The sequence below is a fragment of the Azospirillum sp. TSH20 genome (assembly GCF_003115935.1).
Classification (GTDB): domain Bacteria; phylum Pseudomonadota; class Alphaproteobacteria; order Azospirillales; family Azospirillaceae; genus Azospirillum.
Map to the genome: position 1 here is coordinate 28,462 of NZ_LGQU01000077.1, position 15,811 is coordinate 44,272.

The 15,811-nt window shown below is 71.0% G+C and carries 5 protein-coding genes; 1 reads left to right on the forward strand and 4 read right to left on the reverse strand.

Annotated elements, in window-relative coordinates; all coding sequences use genetic code 11:
• Positions 1 to 2: 2 nt before the first annotated feature.
• From TSH20_RS20980 to TSH20_RS20995, 4 genes are all read right to left on the reverse strand, one after another.
• Complete coding sequence (locus TSH20_RS20980; protein ID WP_109076525.1) at positions 3 to 1,433, reverse strand: HlyD family efflux transporter periplasmic adaptor subunit; 1,431 nt, start codon at positions 1,431 to 1,433, stop codon at positions 3 to 5.
• Positions 1,430 to 2,305, reverse strand: a complete 876-nt coding sequence (locus TSH20_RS20985) for an efflux RND transporter periplasmic adaptor subunit (protein ID WP_247871465.1) — start codon at positions 2,303 to 2,305, stop codon at positions 1,430 to 1,432. Before TSH20_RS20985 ends, TSH20_RS20980 begins: the two co-directional genes overlap by 4 nt.
• Positions 2,302 to 4,464, reverse strand: coding sequence for a TolC family protein (locus TSH20_RS20990; protein WP_247871466.1), 2,163 nt, complete (start codon positions 4,462 to 4,464; stop codon positions 2,302 to 2,304). Before TSH20_RS20990 ends, TSH20_RS20985 begins: the two co-directional genes overlap by 4 nt.
• Positions 4,465 to 4,552: 88 nt before the next feature.
• A complete protein-coding gene (locus TSH20_RS20995; protein WP_247871467.1) occupies positions 4,553 to 15,613 on the reverse strand; it encodes an autotransporter-associated beta strand repeat-containing protein in 11,061 nt (3,686 codons plus the stop codon).
• On the opposite strand from TSH20_RS20995, the gene TSH20_RS35740 reads away from it, so the two are divergent.
• Positions 15,573 to 15,797: a hypothetical protein gene (locus tag TSH20_RS35740; RefSeq protein WP_247871468.1), complete on the forward strand. Its 225-nt coding sequence runs from the start codon at positions 15,573 to 15,575 to the stop codon at positions 15,795 to 15,797. The two genes, TSH20_RS20995 and TSH20_RS35740, sit on opposite strands and share 41 nt — an antisense overlap.
• Positions 15,798 to 15,811: the final 14 nt, after the last annotated feature.

A 15,811-nucleotide genomic window follows, 5' to 3' on the forward strand; every position in this document is an offset into this window, starting at 1 on the left:
CCTCAGATGCCCAGCGACTGGCGCAGCAGGGCCAGCGGGCGGCGGAACAGATAGAGGGCCAGCGGCACGCGGTCGCCCAGGATCTTGGCGGTGCCGCGCAGGCCGATGCGGGGCGGAGCCTCCCCCGGTTCCAATGCCGCCTTGACGCGGTAGGACAGCACGCCGGCGGCCGACAGGCCGGCTTCGTAGCTGGCATGGGTCAGCCGCGCCTGCAGCGGGTGGAGCGGGTCGACGTTCAAGAACAGCTCCACCGGAGAACCCGGCTCCAGCACCAGGGCGTCGCCGACCGGGACCATGATGTCGATCTCCGGCGCTTGCGGGTCGGCCAGCGTCAGCACGCGCTCACCCACCGACACCGGCTTGCCCAGCCAGTCGTTGACGTCGGTGAAGACGGCGATGCCGGCGCGCTCGGCCTTCACCGTCACCCGGTCCAGCAGGTCGCGGGCAAGCGCCATCTCGGCGCGACGCAGTTCCACCTGGGCGCGGAGCTGGGCAACACGGGCCTTGGTCTGCGGGTCGGCGAAGGCGGCCTGCGAGGCGGTCAGCAGCTCGGCCTCCGCCTGGGTCAGGCCCTTGCGCGCCACCTCGAAGCGGCTGCGCAGGACGGTGGCTTCGAAGCTGAACAGCGGCTGGCCGGCCACCACCGCCTGGTTCGGCTGGACATGGAAGCGCTCGATCACGCCGTCGAGCGGGGCGGTGACGATCACCGGGTTGCTGGTCTGGATCTCGGCCGGGGCCAGGGTCGACATCGGCACCGGACTGGCGAGCGCGCCGGCGATGGCCAGCAGGACCAGCAGCGGCAGCAGGGCGCGGCGCAGTACATGCCGCTTCGCCCGCTTGCCCGACAGCGCCCACCAAGCATGGCCGTAGCCTTCGGTCAGGTGGCTCAGCAGCAGGATCTCGCCGTCGGTCCAGGGCTCGTCACGGCCGAGCCACAGGCCGGCCTGCGGTGGGACGGCCTTGCCCCGGCTTTCCGCCGGGGCGCCGGGCGGCATCTCCCGCGGGGTTTCCGGCTTGCGCAGCGGGCACCACAGCACCTGCGCCGGTCCCCATTCGCCCCAGGCGTTGCGAACGGAGGCGGGCAGGGTGGCGGGATCGACGACATGGACGCTGTTGGCGTGCTCGCCGGTGGCGACGGCGCGCACCGCCTCCTCCAGCCATTGGGCGAAGGGGGCGTTCGGCTCCAGCACGGCGATGTTGGACACCGCCTCCAACGTCGCCCGTCCCCGCTCCCCCACCGTCAGGAAGGCCGCCTGCCGATAGGCGATCAGCCGGCGGGTCTGGTTGACGATGTGATAGCGCAGTTCCGGCATCGTCGCCTGCCGCCAGGCTTGGCGCTGCAGCTCCAGCAGCATCAGCAGGCCGTTGACCGGCTGTGGCATCCCCTGCGGCGCCCCCTGCTGGGGCGGGGTCTGGGCCATGGTGGCGCTCATGGTTTTGCCGTTCCGGGCTTCGCGGCTCCGGATTTGGAGACGCCCTGGTTGCCCCCCTGGTTCCCGGCCGGCAACGCCGACAGCACCGGTTCCGGGAAGATGGCGGTGCCGCTCATGCCGGCGATCAGGCCGGCATGAGCGGTCTCGCCGGTCAGCTTGGCGGTGACCTTCACCGACTGGCTGGCCGGATCAACCTTGGCGCCGGGCAGCACCACCTCGCCGGGCAGGGTGGCCCCGGTCTCGTCGACGCGCAGGTCGAAGCGCTGCCCCGGCTTCAGCCACACCATCCAGGAGGAGGGAACGATCAGCTCGACCTCCAGGTCGCGGTCGGACAGGATCTCCAGCAGCGGCGTGCCGGCGGCGACCGATTCATGCTCCTGGATGCGGCGTTCGACCACGCGGCCGTCGAAGGGGGCCTTGATGTCGCAGCGCCGGGCCTGCACCTCCGCCTTGCGGAGGTCGGCGCGGGCGACCTGGGCCTTGGCCTCGGCCAGTTGCACCTCCGCCTCGCCGATGGAGCGCAGGCTGTTCAGGCGCCGGTTGACCCGTGCCGTCACCTCCGCCGCGTTCAGTTGGGCGCGGGCGCCGTCGAGCTCCGCCTGATAGCTGGCGCAGTCGAAGGCGACCAGCAGCTCGCCGGCTTTGAAGCTCTGGCCGGCATCGACACTCATCCGCGCGATGCGGCCGGGGATCTCGGAGGAGAGGACGGCGTGCCGTTTGGCCGCGATCAGGGAGCGGACTTCCCCCTGCCAAGCGTCCTGGGCCGCTGCCGGAGTGGAGGCGAAGGCCCCCCCCAGCAGAGCGACCAGGAGAGTGGCGGCGCCCAACGCGGCACTGGGCCGGGGATTGGGCCAGGCATTGGGATGGATCACAGCGACGCCAGTCGGCCGGTGGGCCGGCTGGTGGACGGCTGGTCCTGGGCCGAAAGGGTACGAACGGTGCATTCCCGCTGACTATCCTTCACACGATGGCAGAACCGTTCGGCCGCGGCGCGGTCGGCGAAGCTGCCGGCACGCAGCTGGACGATGGTCTTGCCGTCTTGGGCGCGCCGGGTGGTGACGTACAGGGCACCGACCCCGTTGTCCTCGGTTCCCAGGCGCTTGGCGATCATACCCCATTCGCGCTCGGCAAGCCTGTGGCTTGCGTAAGCCCCGAGATCGGCCTGGATGACGGGAGAAAAGGACGCCGTCGCAACCGGGGCGGCGGCCGGAGCCGGGGGTTCGGCCGGCACGGGTGCCGGAGCGGCCATGGAGACCGGAGCGGGAACAGGCTGCGGAGCGGCAACGGAGGCCAGCACGAACGGCGTGGCGGCCGGAGCCGGCTCGGCTGGGGCGGGAGCAGCCACCGGAGCGGCCGCGACCGGAACCGCCTGCTTGGCTGGCTCCTGTTGGACCGGTCCCTGTTTCACGGGCTCCGGCTTGGCCGCTTCGGTCTTGCTGTCCTTGGCGGCACTGTCCGTGGCGGCGGCCTTGGGCTCGCCCATCAGGTCCTTCACGCGCAGGACGCTGTTGGCGCGCTCCTGCCAGGAGGACAGGCCCTTGCCCACCGCCTGGGTCAGGCTGGACAGGTCGTTGGCCGCCATCGTCTCGGGCAACGGATCGACGCCGGCCGACACCATGACGCGGGCATAGGCGTTGTGCAGGTCGGCCAGCACCAGATCACGGCGCAGGTCGGACAGCAGCGCCGTCACCTCCGACTGGATCACACCCAGCTCGCCCACCTGTCCGGCATCGCCAACATTGGTGTACTGCGAGCGGATGCGGGTATCGAGGTCGGCCTGCTCGGCGGTCAGGGCGAATTCCTGCTTCAACTCGCGGTACTGCAGCATGGCCACATGCACTTGGCTCAGCACCGCCATGCTCAGCGCCTGACGACGGAAGGCGACCAGCTCCTCCTGCGCCTCGGCGTAGGACTTGGTGGCGGGGGCGGAGACCAGGTTGATCAGGTTCCAGCTGATCCGCGCGCCATAATCGGCCCAGCGCTGGTTCACCAGGAAGCTGTTGCTGTCGTAGCGCAGGGCGGCGTTGACGTCGATGCCCGGCAGCAGCTTCAGCAGCGACCGCCAGGTCTCGTCGGCGGAGATGCGCTGGTTGTAGCTCTCCTCCAGCAGCTCCGGCCGGTTCAGCAGGGCGTAGGTCTCCAGCGCCTCGGTGCCGACGTCCAGCTTGGGCGGCGATTGCATGACGCTGGCCGCCGGCATCTCGATCTCGAACGGCTCGCCCGGCGGCAGGCCCATCAGCGCGCCCAGCTGCGACTTCGACGCCGCCAGCTCGCGGCGCAGCGACTGCAGCTGGCGCAGCGTCTCGACCAGGCTGCGGGTGTAGGTCAGCGCCTGCAGTGGCGCTTGGACGCGCAATGCCTCCAGCGTGCGGGCGTCGCGCCGCGCCCCCTCGACCCGCGTCTCCAGCGGCTCCAGCCGCTTCAGCAGCCGTTCGGCGGCGACGGCGCGCCAATAGGCGGTGCGCACGTCCTGCATGATGCCCTGGACGACGCGACGGCGGCGTTCATCGGCGATCAGCACCAGATTGGCGTTCTGCCGCGCCCGCAGATAGCTGACGCCGAAATCCAGCACGTTCCAGGTGAAGGCGAGGTCGCCGGTACGGCGGTGCCTGTCGGTGGCGGTGGTGCTCTCGCCCGTCCGCCGGCCGGTGGCGAGGTTCAGGCTCTCCGACCCGGCGTCGTTGTTGCGTCCGGCATAGCCGGCGGCGGCCACCACGCGCGGCAGCATGTCATAGCGCGACAGCTCCAGCTGGTCGCTGGCGACCGCCATCTCCATCAGCTTCACACGTTCGTCGAGGTTGTACTTGATGGCGCGGGCCATCGCCTCGTCCATCGAGACCGCCTTGGTCAGCGGCTCCTGCGGGGCCAGCACGACGCCCAGATCCTCGCGCACGCGCGCCAGATTTTCCTCGGCCGTCAGCGGCTCGGGTTTGACCGCGCAGCCCGCGGCCAGCAGGGATGCCGTCAGGACGGCGACGGGAACCACCGAAGAAAGCAAGCGGCGGCGGAGGTAAACGGTCGAAGTCTTCATGGTGCGGGCAATTCCGTTCGGCGGAAAAAATTGGACGAGGAAAGCAGCGCTGGAGGAAAAGGGAGTGCCGGGAGGGAAGGGGCCGCCGTCAGGCGGCCCAGCTGTCGGGCAGGACGTGGCTGGCGAGTGCCGCCAGCAGGTCGGTGGCGCCGGCAGGACCGCCATGGGCGCGGGCGACCTGACGGGCGAAGCCGGGGGAAGCCGGCATGATCTCGGCCCGCTTGTCCGCCCCGCGCTCCGCCGGCTGGCCGCTGCCGGCCGCCGGGGTGCCGCCACCATCCTGGGGAACGCCCTGGTCCTGATCGGGCTGGCCCTGCTGCTCGCCCTGACCTTGCTGGCCCTGGTCCTGCTGGCCCTGGGGACCCTGCTGTCCGGTCGCCGGGCCGCGGCCCTGTCCGGTGCCGAGGCCGTTGCCCCGTTCCTGGCCCAAGCCCTGACCCTGGCCATTGTTCAGGCCATTGCCCTGGGTACCGGTCTGGCCCGGAGTACCCTGGGTGGGAGCGCCCTGGCCGGTCTGGCCGCCGGTGCTGTTGCGCGTCGCGCCACCCGTGCCGGTGCCCGTCCCGGTGCCGGTGTTGGTTCCGGTCCCGCCAGGCGTGCTGCCGGTGCCGAGGCCGCCGGTGCCCAAACCGCCTCCACCAAGGCCGCCACCGAAGCCGCCACCAAGGCCGCCGCCACTCAGGCTCCCGCCGAGCCCGCCACCCAGCCCGCTTCCCAGTCCGCTGCCGGAGCCGCTGCTGGAGTTGGACGAGCCGCCGCCGATGCTGTTCAGCGTCACCGATCGGCCGGCATCCGTGCTGGACGACCCGCTGCCGATGGTGTTCAGCGTCACCGACCGGCCGGCGTCCGTGCTGGACGACCCGTTGCCGACGGTGTTCAGCGTCACCGACCGGCCGGCATCCGTGCTGGACGAGCTGCCGGGGGTTCCGCCGCCGTTGTTGGCGCCGCCGCTGCCCGGCAGGGTCAGTCCGGACCCGCCGATGCCGCCCAGAAGACCATTGCTGCCCAGACCGCTGTTGGAGGACGGCCCGTTCGACGAAGAGCCGATCCCTGAGCTGCTGGACTGCGACGGGCCGTTGCCGCTGATGGTGACGGGCGTGGTCGTCGCCGGGGTGTTGGTCGTGTTGATGACCGTCGTCGTGACGCGGGCCACCGTGACCGTCACCGTCGCCGCGGCCGAGCTGTTGCCGGCAAGGTCGCGGGCCTGGATGCTGATCGACCGGCTGGTCGCCATGCCGGAGAAGCTTGGGTCGCTGGCGCTCGACCGCAGCCCGATCGCCCGCACCGCCGCCTGATAATCGGCGGCCGACGCCACGCCGGTCAGCACGATGCCGGCGCCGTCGCGGGTCGCGGTGATGCCGGCCGGCAGGGCGCCGATCACCAGCTCGTCGCCGCTGCGGGCGTCGGTCAGGGTGACCGTCACCCGGTTCAGCGCGCTGGCGTCGGAGAGTGAAACCGCCGATCCCAGCGTCGCCGTCCCGCCGGCGCTCAGCGTCGGGGCGGTCCCGCCGGTGGAAACCGTCGGGGCCTGGGTGTCGACCATCAGGCTCAGCGTGCCCGACCGGCCGATGCTGCCGGCGCTGTCGGTGGCGGTGGTCACCACGCTGTGGCTACCGTCGGCCAGCGGAGTGGTGACGGCGAAGCTCCAGCGGCCGTCGCTGCCGGCGGTCGCCGTGCCGACGGCCACGCCGTCGACGATGACGGCGACCGTGCTGTTCGGATCGGCGGTGCCGGTCAGGGTCGGACGGTTGACCGCGATGACGTTGGCTGTGGTGTCGATGCCGCCGGCGACCGCCGGGGTCGACAGCACCGGCGCCGTGGTGTCGATGGTCAGGGTCAGCGCCGCCGAGGTGCCGCTGCTGTTGCCGGCCCGGTCGGTCGCCCGGCTGGTGATGGCATGGGTGCCGTCGGCCAGCGGGGTGGTGGGTGTGAAGCTCCAGCGGCCGTCGAATCCGGCGATGGTGGTACCGACCGCCACGCCGTCGACCAGGACGGTGACGGTGGACCCGGCCTCCGCCGTGCCGCCCAGGGTCGGGCGGTTGAGGTTGGTCACCCCGTCGGTGGCGGAGACGCCGGTGTCCTGTCCGGGCGCCAGCGCAGGCACCGAGGGAGTGTCCGGGGGCACGGTGTCGACCAGGACATTCTGCAGGCCCGGCACGCCGGTCAGCGTCGAGTGCAGCGGAATGCGGGCCTTGTCGGTGATGCTGCCGCCATTGAGGTTCAGCCCGGTGACGGCGATGCCGTCGGCGTCGCTGTCGCCCGCCTGCACCACATAGTCGAAGCGCAGGACTGTCCCGCTGCTGGCCGCCGGGTTGTAGACCGCCTGTCGGGTCTGGCCGCCGATGTCCAGCGTGATCGTCGGGGTGCCGTTGACGATCAGCACCTCGCTCGCCTGGATGTAGACGCTCATCGTCTTGCCGACGCCGTAGGTGCCGTCGGTGGGGACGATGACGCTGCGGATCGACGGCGCCGTGGTGTCGATGGCGATGTCTTTGTTCAGCCCCAGCGACCGCAAGTCGCCCGGCCTCGTCAGGGTCAGGATGCCGGCGTTGCCGGCGATGTCTGTGATCGATCCCGTCAGTGCCGACGTGGCGGTGGCGTCCAGGTCGGCGGCGGTGTCGCCCGCCTGCACCGTGTAGGTGAAGGTCAGTGTGTTGGTGCCGGCCCCGCTGCTGTAGGTGGCGGAGCGGCCGGTGTTCAGCGCCAGCTCAGGCGTGCCGCTGACGGTCACCGCCTCCGAGAAGGTCACCTGGATCGAGATGGTCTGGCCGGTGGTGTAGGTGCCGTTGTCGGTGCTGGCGGTGACGTTGGTGACGGTGGGATGGACGCTGTCGATGCGCACGCCGGCCATGCTGGCGACGCCGCTCAGCGTGCGGATCGCGCTGTTGCCGACCAGATCGGCGATGCTGCCGCCGCTGATCGAGCCGCCGATGCCGATGCCGTCGGCATCGATCAGCTCGGTGCCCACGGTGTAGCGGAAGGTCAGCGCGGTGCCGCCCGACCCCGACAGGTAGGACGCCTGCACCACCGTGCCGTTGTCGAGCGTGATCCCGAAGGTCGGCGTGCCGGTGACGGTGACCGCTTCCGAGAAGGTGACGGTGACGTCGATGGTCTCGCCGGCCCGGTAGGTGCCGTTCACCGCCGAGACGGCGCTGACCGTCGGCGCCGCGGTGTCGATGACGATCGCCTTGTTGGCGCCCAGCGAGTTGGCGGCCCCCGGCGTCGCCAGGGTCAGGATCGCGTCCAGGCTGGTGGAGCTGTCGGCGATGCCGCCGCCGTTCAGCGTCAAGGCACCGGTGGAGGCATAGTCGAGGTCGGTCGCGTTGTCGCCGTCCTGCACCGTGTAGGTGAAGCTCAGCGTCGTCGTCCCCGACCCGCCGGCGTAGGTGGCGCTGCGGCCGGTGATGCCCAGCGCCAGCGCCGGCGTGCCGGTGACCGTCACCGCCCGGTTGAAGGTGACGGTGATGGTGACGGTGCTGCCGGCCTTGTAGGTGCCGTCGGCGGTGGTGGCGGTGACCGACGAGACGGTCGGGTTGACGATGGCGTTCAGCACCAGATCGTTGCCGGTGCCGCCGACATAGTCGACCGTGTAGAGGTCGCCGTTGCTGGTCATGGTGGCGCCCTGCGCCAGCCCGGACAGCGTGCTGGACAGCGTCCCGGCGCCGGTCTGGTTGACGACCGTGTAGCTGGAGTTGGTGGCGGCGAAGCCGTTGACGCGGGTCATGACGACGGCGCTGGAGCCGCTGGACAGCGTCACGCCGCCGCTGACGATCACCTGATCGTAGTTGGTACCGGGCGAGCCGGTGCCGGCGATCTCCACCGCCAGGGTGCCGCTCATCGACAGGGCGCCGTTGACGGTCAGCGTGCCGATGCCGGTGTTGGTCCCGGCGACGCCGGGGGCCAGCGTGGCACCGGAGGCCACCGTCAGCGTGTTGGACGAGCCGCTGGCGAAGATGCTGCCGGTGCCGCCCAGCGTGGCGCCGGAGGCCACCGTCATCCCGGAGGTGCCGTTGAGCGCCCCCGTCACCAGCAGGGTGCCCGCCGATACCGTGGTGGAGCCGCTGTAGGTGCTGGTGCCCGACAGGGTCAGCGTGCCGGTGCCGGTTTTGGTCAGGCCGTCGTTGCCGCCGATGGCGCCCGACAGCGTCACGGCGACGTTGCTGTCGATGGTGGCGCCGTTGACCCCGGTGTCGAAGGCGTTGTCGATGGTGCCCGCTCCGGTCACCGTCAGCGTGCCGCCGTTCAGCGTCACGGTGCCGGTGCCCAGGTTGGCGTCGCCGGCCACGCTCAGCGTGCCGCCGTCCCGCACCGTCATGGTGCCGGTGAAGCTGCTGCTGCTCGACCCCGACAGGGTCAGGGTGCCGGTGCCCATCTTGTAGAAGTTGCCGGAACCGCTGAAGCTGCCGGCGAAGCTGGTGCTGGTGTTGTCGCCGCCGGCATAGAGCGCGTTGGCGCCGAGGGAGACGGTGCCGTCACCCGCCAGCGAGCCGATGGTTTCGGTGGCGCCCAGCGTCAGGGTGGTGCCGCTGGCGACCGTCACGGCGTTGCTGTCGACGATGGCCGAGCCGCCCGACAGCGTCAGCCCGCCGGCCGACACGGTGGTCGCCCCAGTGTAGGTGTTGGCACCCGACAGCGTCAGCGTGCCGGTACCGGCCTTGGTCAGCCCGCCGGTGCCGCCGATCGCGCCGGAGAAGCTGGTGCTGGTGTTGTCGCCGCCGGTGGTCAGGGTGTTGGCGTTCAGCGTCACCGAGCCGGCGCCGGCCAGAGACCCGACGGTCTCGCTGGCCGACAGAATCAGCGTGGCGCCGGAGTTGACCGTCACCGCGCTGGTGTCGCCGATCGCCGAGCCGCCCGAAGCGGTCAACGTGCCCGCCGAGACCGTGACGGCACCCGTGTGGGTGTTGGCCCCCGACAGGGTCAGGGTGCCGGTGCCCGACTTGGTCAGCGCCCCAGACCCCGACAGCACGCCCGACAGCGTCGCGGCGGCCGAATTGCTGATCGTCGACCCGGACGACAGCGCGATGGCGTTGGCGATGGTGGTGGCGCCGGTGATCGACAGCGTGCCGCCCGACAGGGTCGTCGTGCCGGACCCCAGGCTGGCGGCGTCGGCGATCGACAGCGTGCCTGACGACACCGTGATGCCGGTCATGCTGTTGGTCCCACCCAGCACCAGCGCGCCGGTGCCGGTGTTCGCCACCGTCAGCGAGCCGTTCGACACCACACCGCCCCATGTCAGGTTTTCGGTGATGGAGTTGTTGACCGTCCGGGCCGCGCCGCCGAGATCCACGCTGCCGGTGAAGGTCAGCGCCGCCGAACCCGACATCGTCATCGTGCCGCCCAGCACGAGGTTGTTGGCGATCGTCCGCGCGGTGGAGCCCGACCCGCGCACCTTGCCCCCGTTGATCGTCAGCGTCCCGGTTCCAACCGCGGCGTCGCTGCCGAACTGCAGGATGCCGCTGCCGAGCGTCGTGCCGCCCGTGTAGGTGTTGGTCCCCGAAAGCCCCAGGACATTGCCGGCGTTGGTGCTGGCGATGCTCAGCCCGCCGGTGCCGGAGACGGTGCCGCTCAGCGTGATCGAACCGGCCGACACGTCGATGGTGCCGCCGCCGCTGCCGAGCGTGACGCTGGTTCCGCTGCTGAAGGTCGCCGTCGAGGCCAGCGTGCCGCCGTCCAGCGTCAGCGTCGTCTGGCCCAGATTGACGGACGCCCCCACCGCCAGGGTGCCCGTGGTCACCGTGATGCCGCTGACGCCGGAGCCGGAGCTGTTGTTGGTTCCGGACAGCGTCAGCGTGCCGGTACCCGACTTGGTCAGGGTGTGGGTGTTGCCGGTGATGTTTCCGCTGATCGTGACCGCCGCGTCGGTCTGGACCGACGCCGATCCGGTCAGGGCGACCGCGTTGTCGATGGTGGTCGCGCCCGTGACCTGCAGCGTGCTTCCAGCCGCCAGATTGACCGTGCCGGAGCCCAGATTGCCGTCGGCGGCGACGCTGACCGTTCCCGCGGAAACCGTCAGCATCGAATAGCTGTTGCTCCCCGACAGGGTCAGCGTGCCGCTGCCGGTCTTGGTGAGGTTGCCGCTGCCGCCGATGGCGCCCGACAGCGTCACGGCGACGGCAGTGTCGATGGTGGCGTTGCCGATCCCGGCGTCGAAGGCATTGTCGATGGTGCCCGCGCCGGTCACCGTCAGCGTGCCGCCGTTCAGCGTCACGGTGCCGGCCCCCAGGTTGGCGTCGCCGGCCACGCTCAGCGTGCCCTCCCGCACCACGATGCCGCCGTTGAAGCTGCTGCTGTTCGACCCCGACAGGGTAAACGTACCGCTGCCCATCTTCGTCAGCGTGCCGTCATAGGGGCCGGTTTGGATCGCGCCGGAGAATTCGGTGCTCTGATCGTCGCCGCCCACCGTCAGCGTACCGCCGTTCAGCGCGACCGTACCCGCCCCAGCCAGCGAACCAACCACCTCGCTATCCTCGCTGAGGTCGAGGGTGGCATTCACGGCCACCGTCACCGCGCTGCTGTCGGCGATGGCCGAACCGCCCGACAGCGTCAGCCCGCCGGCCGACACCGTGGTGGCGCCGGTGTAGCTGTTCACGCCGGACAGCGTCAGCGTGCCGGTGCCGGCCTTGGTCAGCCCGCCGGTGCCGCCGATCGCGCCGGAGAAGCTGGTGCTGGTGTTGTTGCCGCCGGTGGTCAGGGTGTAGCTGCCCAGCGTCACCGAACCGGCACCGGCCAGCGAGCCGATGGTCTCGGCCGCGCCCAGCGAAAGGGTCGCGCCGGAGCTGACCGACACCGCGCTGGTGTCTGCGATGGCCGAACCGCCCGAGATGGTCAGGGTGCCGGCCGACACCGTGGTGGCGCCGGTATAGCTGTTGGCGCCGGACAGCGTCAGCGTGCCGGCTCCGGCCTTGGTCAGGCCGCCGGTGCCGCTGATGGCGCCGGAGAAGCTGGTGGAGCCGCTGGACGGGCCGACGGTCAGGGTGTAGCTGCCCAGCGATACAGAACCGGCACCAGTCAGCGACCCGATCGTCTCGGCCGCGCCCAGCGACAGGATGGCGCCGGTGCTGACCGTCACCGTGCCGGTGTCGGCGATGGCGCTGCCGCCGGAGACGGCGAGCGTGCCGGCGCTGACGGTGGTCGCACCGGTTCGGGTGTTGGCGCCGGACAGGGTCAGGGTACCGCTGCCGGTCTTGGTGAGGGCGCCGCTGCCGCTGACCACGCCGGTCAGGGTGGCGGTGTTGGACGCGCTGATCGTGGCGCCGCCGGTACCGGCGGTGATGGCGTTGGCGAAGCTGACGCCGGTGCCGGTGATCTCCAGCGTGCCCAGGTCGACCGTCAGCGCACCGGTGCTGATGTTGGTGGCGTCGGTCACCGACAGGGTGCCGCCCCTGACTGCGGTGGTGCCGGTGTAGGTGTTGGTCCCCGACAGGGTCATCGTGCCGCTGCCGACCTTCGACAGGTTGCCGGTGCCGGACAGGATGCCGGAGAAGGTCGTGCTCGCGCCGGAAGCGCCGGCGGACAGGGTGTAACTGCCCAGCGCCACCGAGCCGGCCCCGGCGAGCGAGCCGATGGCCTCGTCGTTCGACAGGGTCAGGGTGGCGCCTGTGGCGACCGTCACCGCGCTGCTGTTGCCGATCGCCGAACCGCCCGACACCGTCAGCCCGCCGGCCGACAGGGTGGTGGCGCCGCTGTAGGTGTTGGCGCCCGACAGGGTCAGTGTGCCGGCGCCGGTCTTGGTCAGGCCGCCGGTGCCGCTGATAGCGCCGGAGAAGGTCGTGCTGGTGCCGTCACCGCCGGCGGTCAGGATGTAGCTGCTCAGCGTCACAGTGCCGGACCCGCTGAGAGACCCGATGGTCTCGCCGGCCGACAGGTTCAGCGTGGCGCCGGTGCCGACCGTCACCGCGCCGGCATCGGCAATGGCGCTGCCGCCGGCCAGCGTCAGGGTGCCGGCCGACACGGTGGTGGCGCCGGTGTAGCTGTTGCTGCCGGACAGGGTCACCGTGCCGGTGCCGGTCTTGGTCAGGGTGCCGGTGCCGCTGACGACGCCCGACAGGGTCAGGGCGTTGGCGGTCTTCACCGTGCCGTTGCCGGTCAGGGCGATGGCGTTGGTCAGCGTCTGGCTGGCCGCCGTCGTGGTCAGCGTGCCGCCGTTCAGCGTGATGGTGCCGCTGCCGATGGTGCCGGCCGTGCCCAGTTCCACCTCGCCACGCAGCGTGGTGCCGCCGGAATAGACGTTGTTGGCACTGCTCAGCGTCAGCTTGCCGGAACTGAGCTTGGTCAGGCCGCCGGTGCCGGTGATGTCGCCCGACAGGGTGACGGCGTTGGCGTTGTCGATGGTGGCGTCGGCCGACAGGGTGATGGCGTTGTCGATGGTGGTTGCGCCGGTGACGGTCAGGCTGCCGCCGCTCATCGTCACCGTGCCGGTGCCCAGGTTGGCGTCGCCCGCCACCTGCAGCGTGCCGGCGTCGACGGTGATGGTGTTGATGCCGGTGCCGCTGGTGCCGCCGGTCGCGGTGTTGTTGGTGCCGCCCAGCACCAGCGTGCCGGCGCCGCTCTTGGTCAGGGCCGCCGCATCGGTGGTGCCGTTGTCGGCCAGGGTCGAGTTGATGGTCAGCGTGTCGCCGGTGCCGACGCTGACGCCGAAGCTGTTGCCCAGCGTGAAGCCGTTGCCGGTGATGGTGATCCCCCGGCTGTCGGTGTCGCTGTCCATCGCCAGCGTCACGCCGCTGCGCACCGACAGGGTGCCGGGCAGCGTGATGGTGCCGGCCAACGTCCCGGCGAAGCGGATGGTGACATTGCCCGACACGCTGTTGGCGAGGTTGATCGCCTCCTTCAGGTCCAGACCGCCGCCGTCGGCCTTGTCGGCGGTGTAGGTGCCGGCCGGCGTGCTGCCGTCGATGGCGGTGACGTCGACCACCAGGTCGTTCGTCACGCTGATGCTGAAGGACTTCTCGTAGGTGGCGGTGCCGTCGCTGACCTGGACGCGGACGGAATAGATCTGCCCGGCGGTCAGGGTGCCGGCGTTGTTCGCCGTCAGCGCGGTGCCGGTGATGGTGAACAGCGCGTTGTCGGTGTCGCCGCTGCCGCTGACCAGCGTGTAGGTCAGGGTCTGGCCGGTGTCGGCGTCGGTGCCGGACAGGGTGCCGACCACCGCGTTGGCGCCGTCGAAGATGGTGACGGAGCTGTTCGACAGGGCGATGTCGGTCGGCGTGTCGTTGATTGAGCTGGCGGTGACCACCGTGCTGCTGTTGGCGCTGCCGCTGGTCGTGCCGTCGCTGGTGGTCAGGCTGAAGGTGGTCTGCACCGTGCTGCCGGGCACCACCTGGTTGTTGGTGGGGGTGAAGACCAGCGCCTGCAGCAGGGTCTGCAGCCCGCCCGGCGTGGTGGCGGTCAGCGTGTAGGTGCCGGCGCTGCCGGTCAGCCCGCCGCCGGTGCTGGACAGCGCGCCGTTGGCCGCGGTGTAGGTGATGGTGACGGTGAAGCTGCCGGTGCTGTCGTCGGCGTCGGTCACCGTCACGCCGCTGAACGGCGTGGTGGTGGCATTGTCGTTGACCGTGCCGGCGGTGGTGAAGGTGCCGCCCAGCGCCGGCGCCTGGTTGACCGGCCCGGTCAGCGCGACGTCGTTGCCGTCGCCGCCAACATAGCCGATGGTCAGCGAACCGCTGTTGAGGCTGAGTGTCCCGGTTCCGCTGAAGGTGCCTGTCACGCCGTCGACGCTGTCGTTGGCGATGATGACGAAGCTGTCGCCGCTGGTCGTCTTCACCGGCGTGTAGCTGCCGCCGGCGGTCAGGGTACCGCTGCTGACGTCGACCGCACCGGTGACCGCCACCTGGTCGTAGCTGCTGGTGCTGGCCAGATCGACCGCCAGCGTGCCGCCCGACTGGATGGTCAGGCCGCCGTTGACGGTCAGGGTGCCGACGCCGTTGTTGGTGCCGGCGATGCCCGGCGACAGCGTGCCGCCGGACTGCACGGTCAGACCGCCGTTGATGGTGCCCGTGCCTGCCAGCGTGCCGCCGTTGCCCACCGTGACCGCGCCAGCCGAAGCGCCGTTCAGGGTGCCGGTGACGACCATCGTGCCGGCGCCGACCGTTGTGGTGCCGGTGTAGGTGCCGGTGCCGGACAGGGTCAGCGTGCCGGCGCCCGACTTGGTCAGGGTGTAGGATCCGCTGATGACGCCCGACAGGGTGAGCGCGTTGCCGGTGCCGACGCTGACGGTGCCGTGGCTGCTCCCCAGCGCGATGGCGTTGGCCAGCGTGACGGCACTGCCGGTGGAGGCCAGGGTGCCGCCGTTCAGCGTGACGGTGCCGGTGCCGAGATTGTCGGCCGCGCCGACCGCCAGCGTGCCGCCGGTCACGGTGGCGCCCCAGGCGGTGGCGTTGTTGGTGCCGGTCAGGGTCAGCGTGCCGCTGCCCGACTTGGTCAGGGTGTTGGTCCCGGCGGAGATGGTGCCGGACAGGGTCAGCGCGTTGGCGGTGCTGAGCGTGCCGCCGCCGGAGCCGACGGTCAGCCCGTTGGCCAGCGTGACGCTGCTGCCGGTCACGTCCAGCGTGCCGCCATTCAGCGTGATGCCGGCGCTGCTGATGTTGCCGGAACCGGTGATCGACAGGGTGCCGGCGCTGACGGTGGTGGTGCCGGTGTAGCCATTGGTTCCGCTCAGCACCACCGTGCCGTCGCCGACCTTGGTCAGGGTGTAGGCGCCGGACACGGTGCCGCTGATCGTCAGCGTATCGCCGCTGTTGTAGGAGCCGATGCTGGCGTTCGCCCCCAAAGTGACGGTGCCGGTGATGGTGGCCGTTCCGCCGTTGACCTTCACCGCGCCGATCCCGGACGATACGCCGATGCCGCTGATCGTCAGGTTCTCGGCGATGGTCAGGCCGGTGCCGATGCGCAGGGTGGCGCCGCTGACGACCGTGGTGCCGGCGGCGGTGGTGCCCAGCGCGTTGGCGTGGGTGATGTACAGGACGCCGGCGCTGACGGTGGTGGCGCCCGTATAGCTGTTGTCGCCCGACAGGGTCAGCATTCCGCCGCCGGTCTTGGTCAGGGCATAGGAACCGCTGACCACGCCCGACAGGGTCAGGCCGGTACCCGACACGCCGATGGTGGTGTCGGCGCCCATGGCGACGGTGCCGCTGATGGTGGCGCTGCCGCTGGTCACCTGCAGGGCGCCGGCCGACGACACGCCGGTGCCGGAGACGGTGAGATTCTCCGCCAGCGTGACGCCGCTGCCGACCGCCAGGGTGGCGCCGCTGGCCACCGTGGTGCTGCCGGCGGTGGTGCCCAGCGCGTTGGCGTGGCCGGCGACCAGCGTGCCGGCGCTGATGGTGGTGGCGCCGGTGTAGCTGTTGCTGCCCGA

What these genes read in the sequence shown, in the direction of transcription:
- TSH20_RS20980 (WP_109076525.1), bottom strand. Translation starts at nt 1,433, where the DNA reads ATGAGCGCCACCATGGCCCAGACCCCGCCCCAGCAGGGGGCGCCGCAG.
- TSH20_RS20990 (WP_247871466.1), bottom strand. Translation starts at nt 4,464, where the DNA reads ATGAAGACTTCGACCGTTTACCTCCGCCGCCGCTTGCTTTCTTCGGTG.
- TSH20_RS35740 (WP_247871468.1), top strand. Translation starts at nt 15,573, where the DNA reads ATGGCGACGGTGCCGCTGATGGTGGCGCTGCCGCTGGTCACCTGCAGG.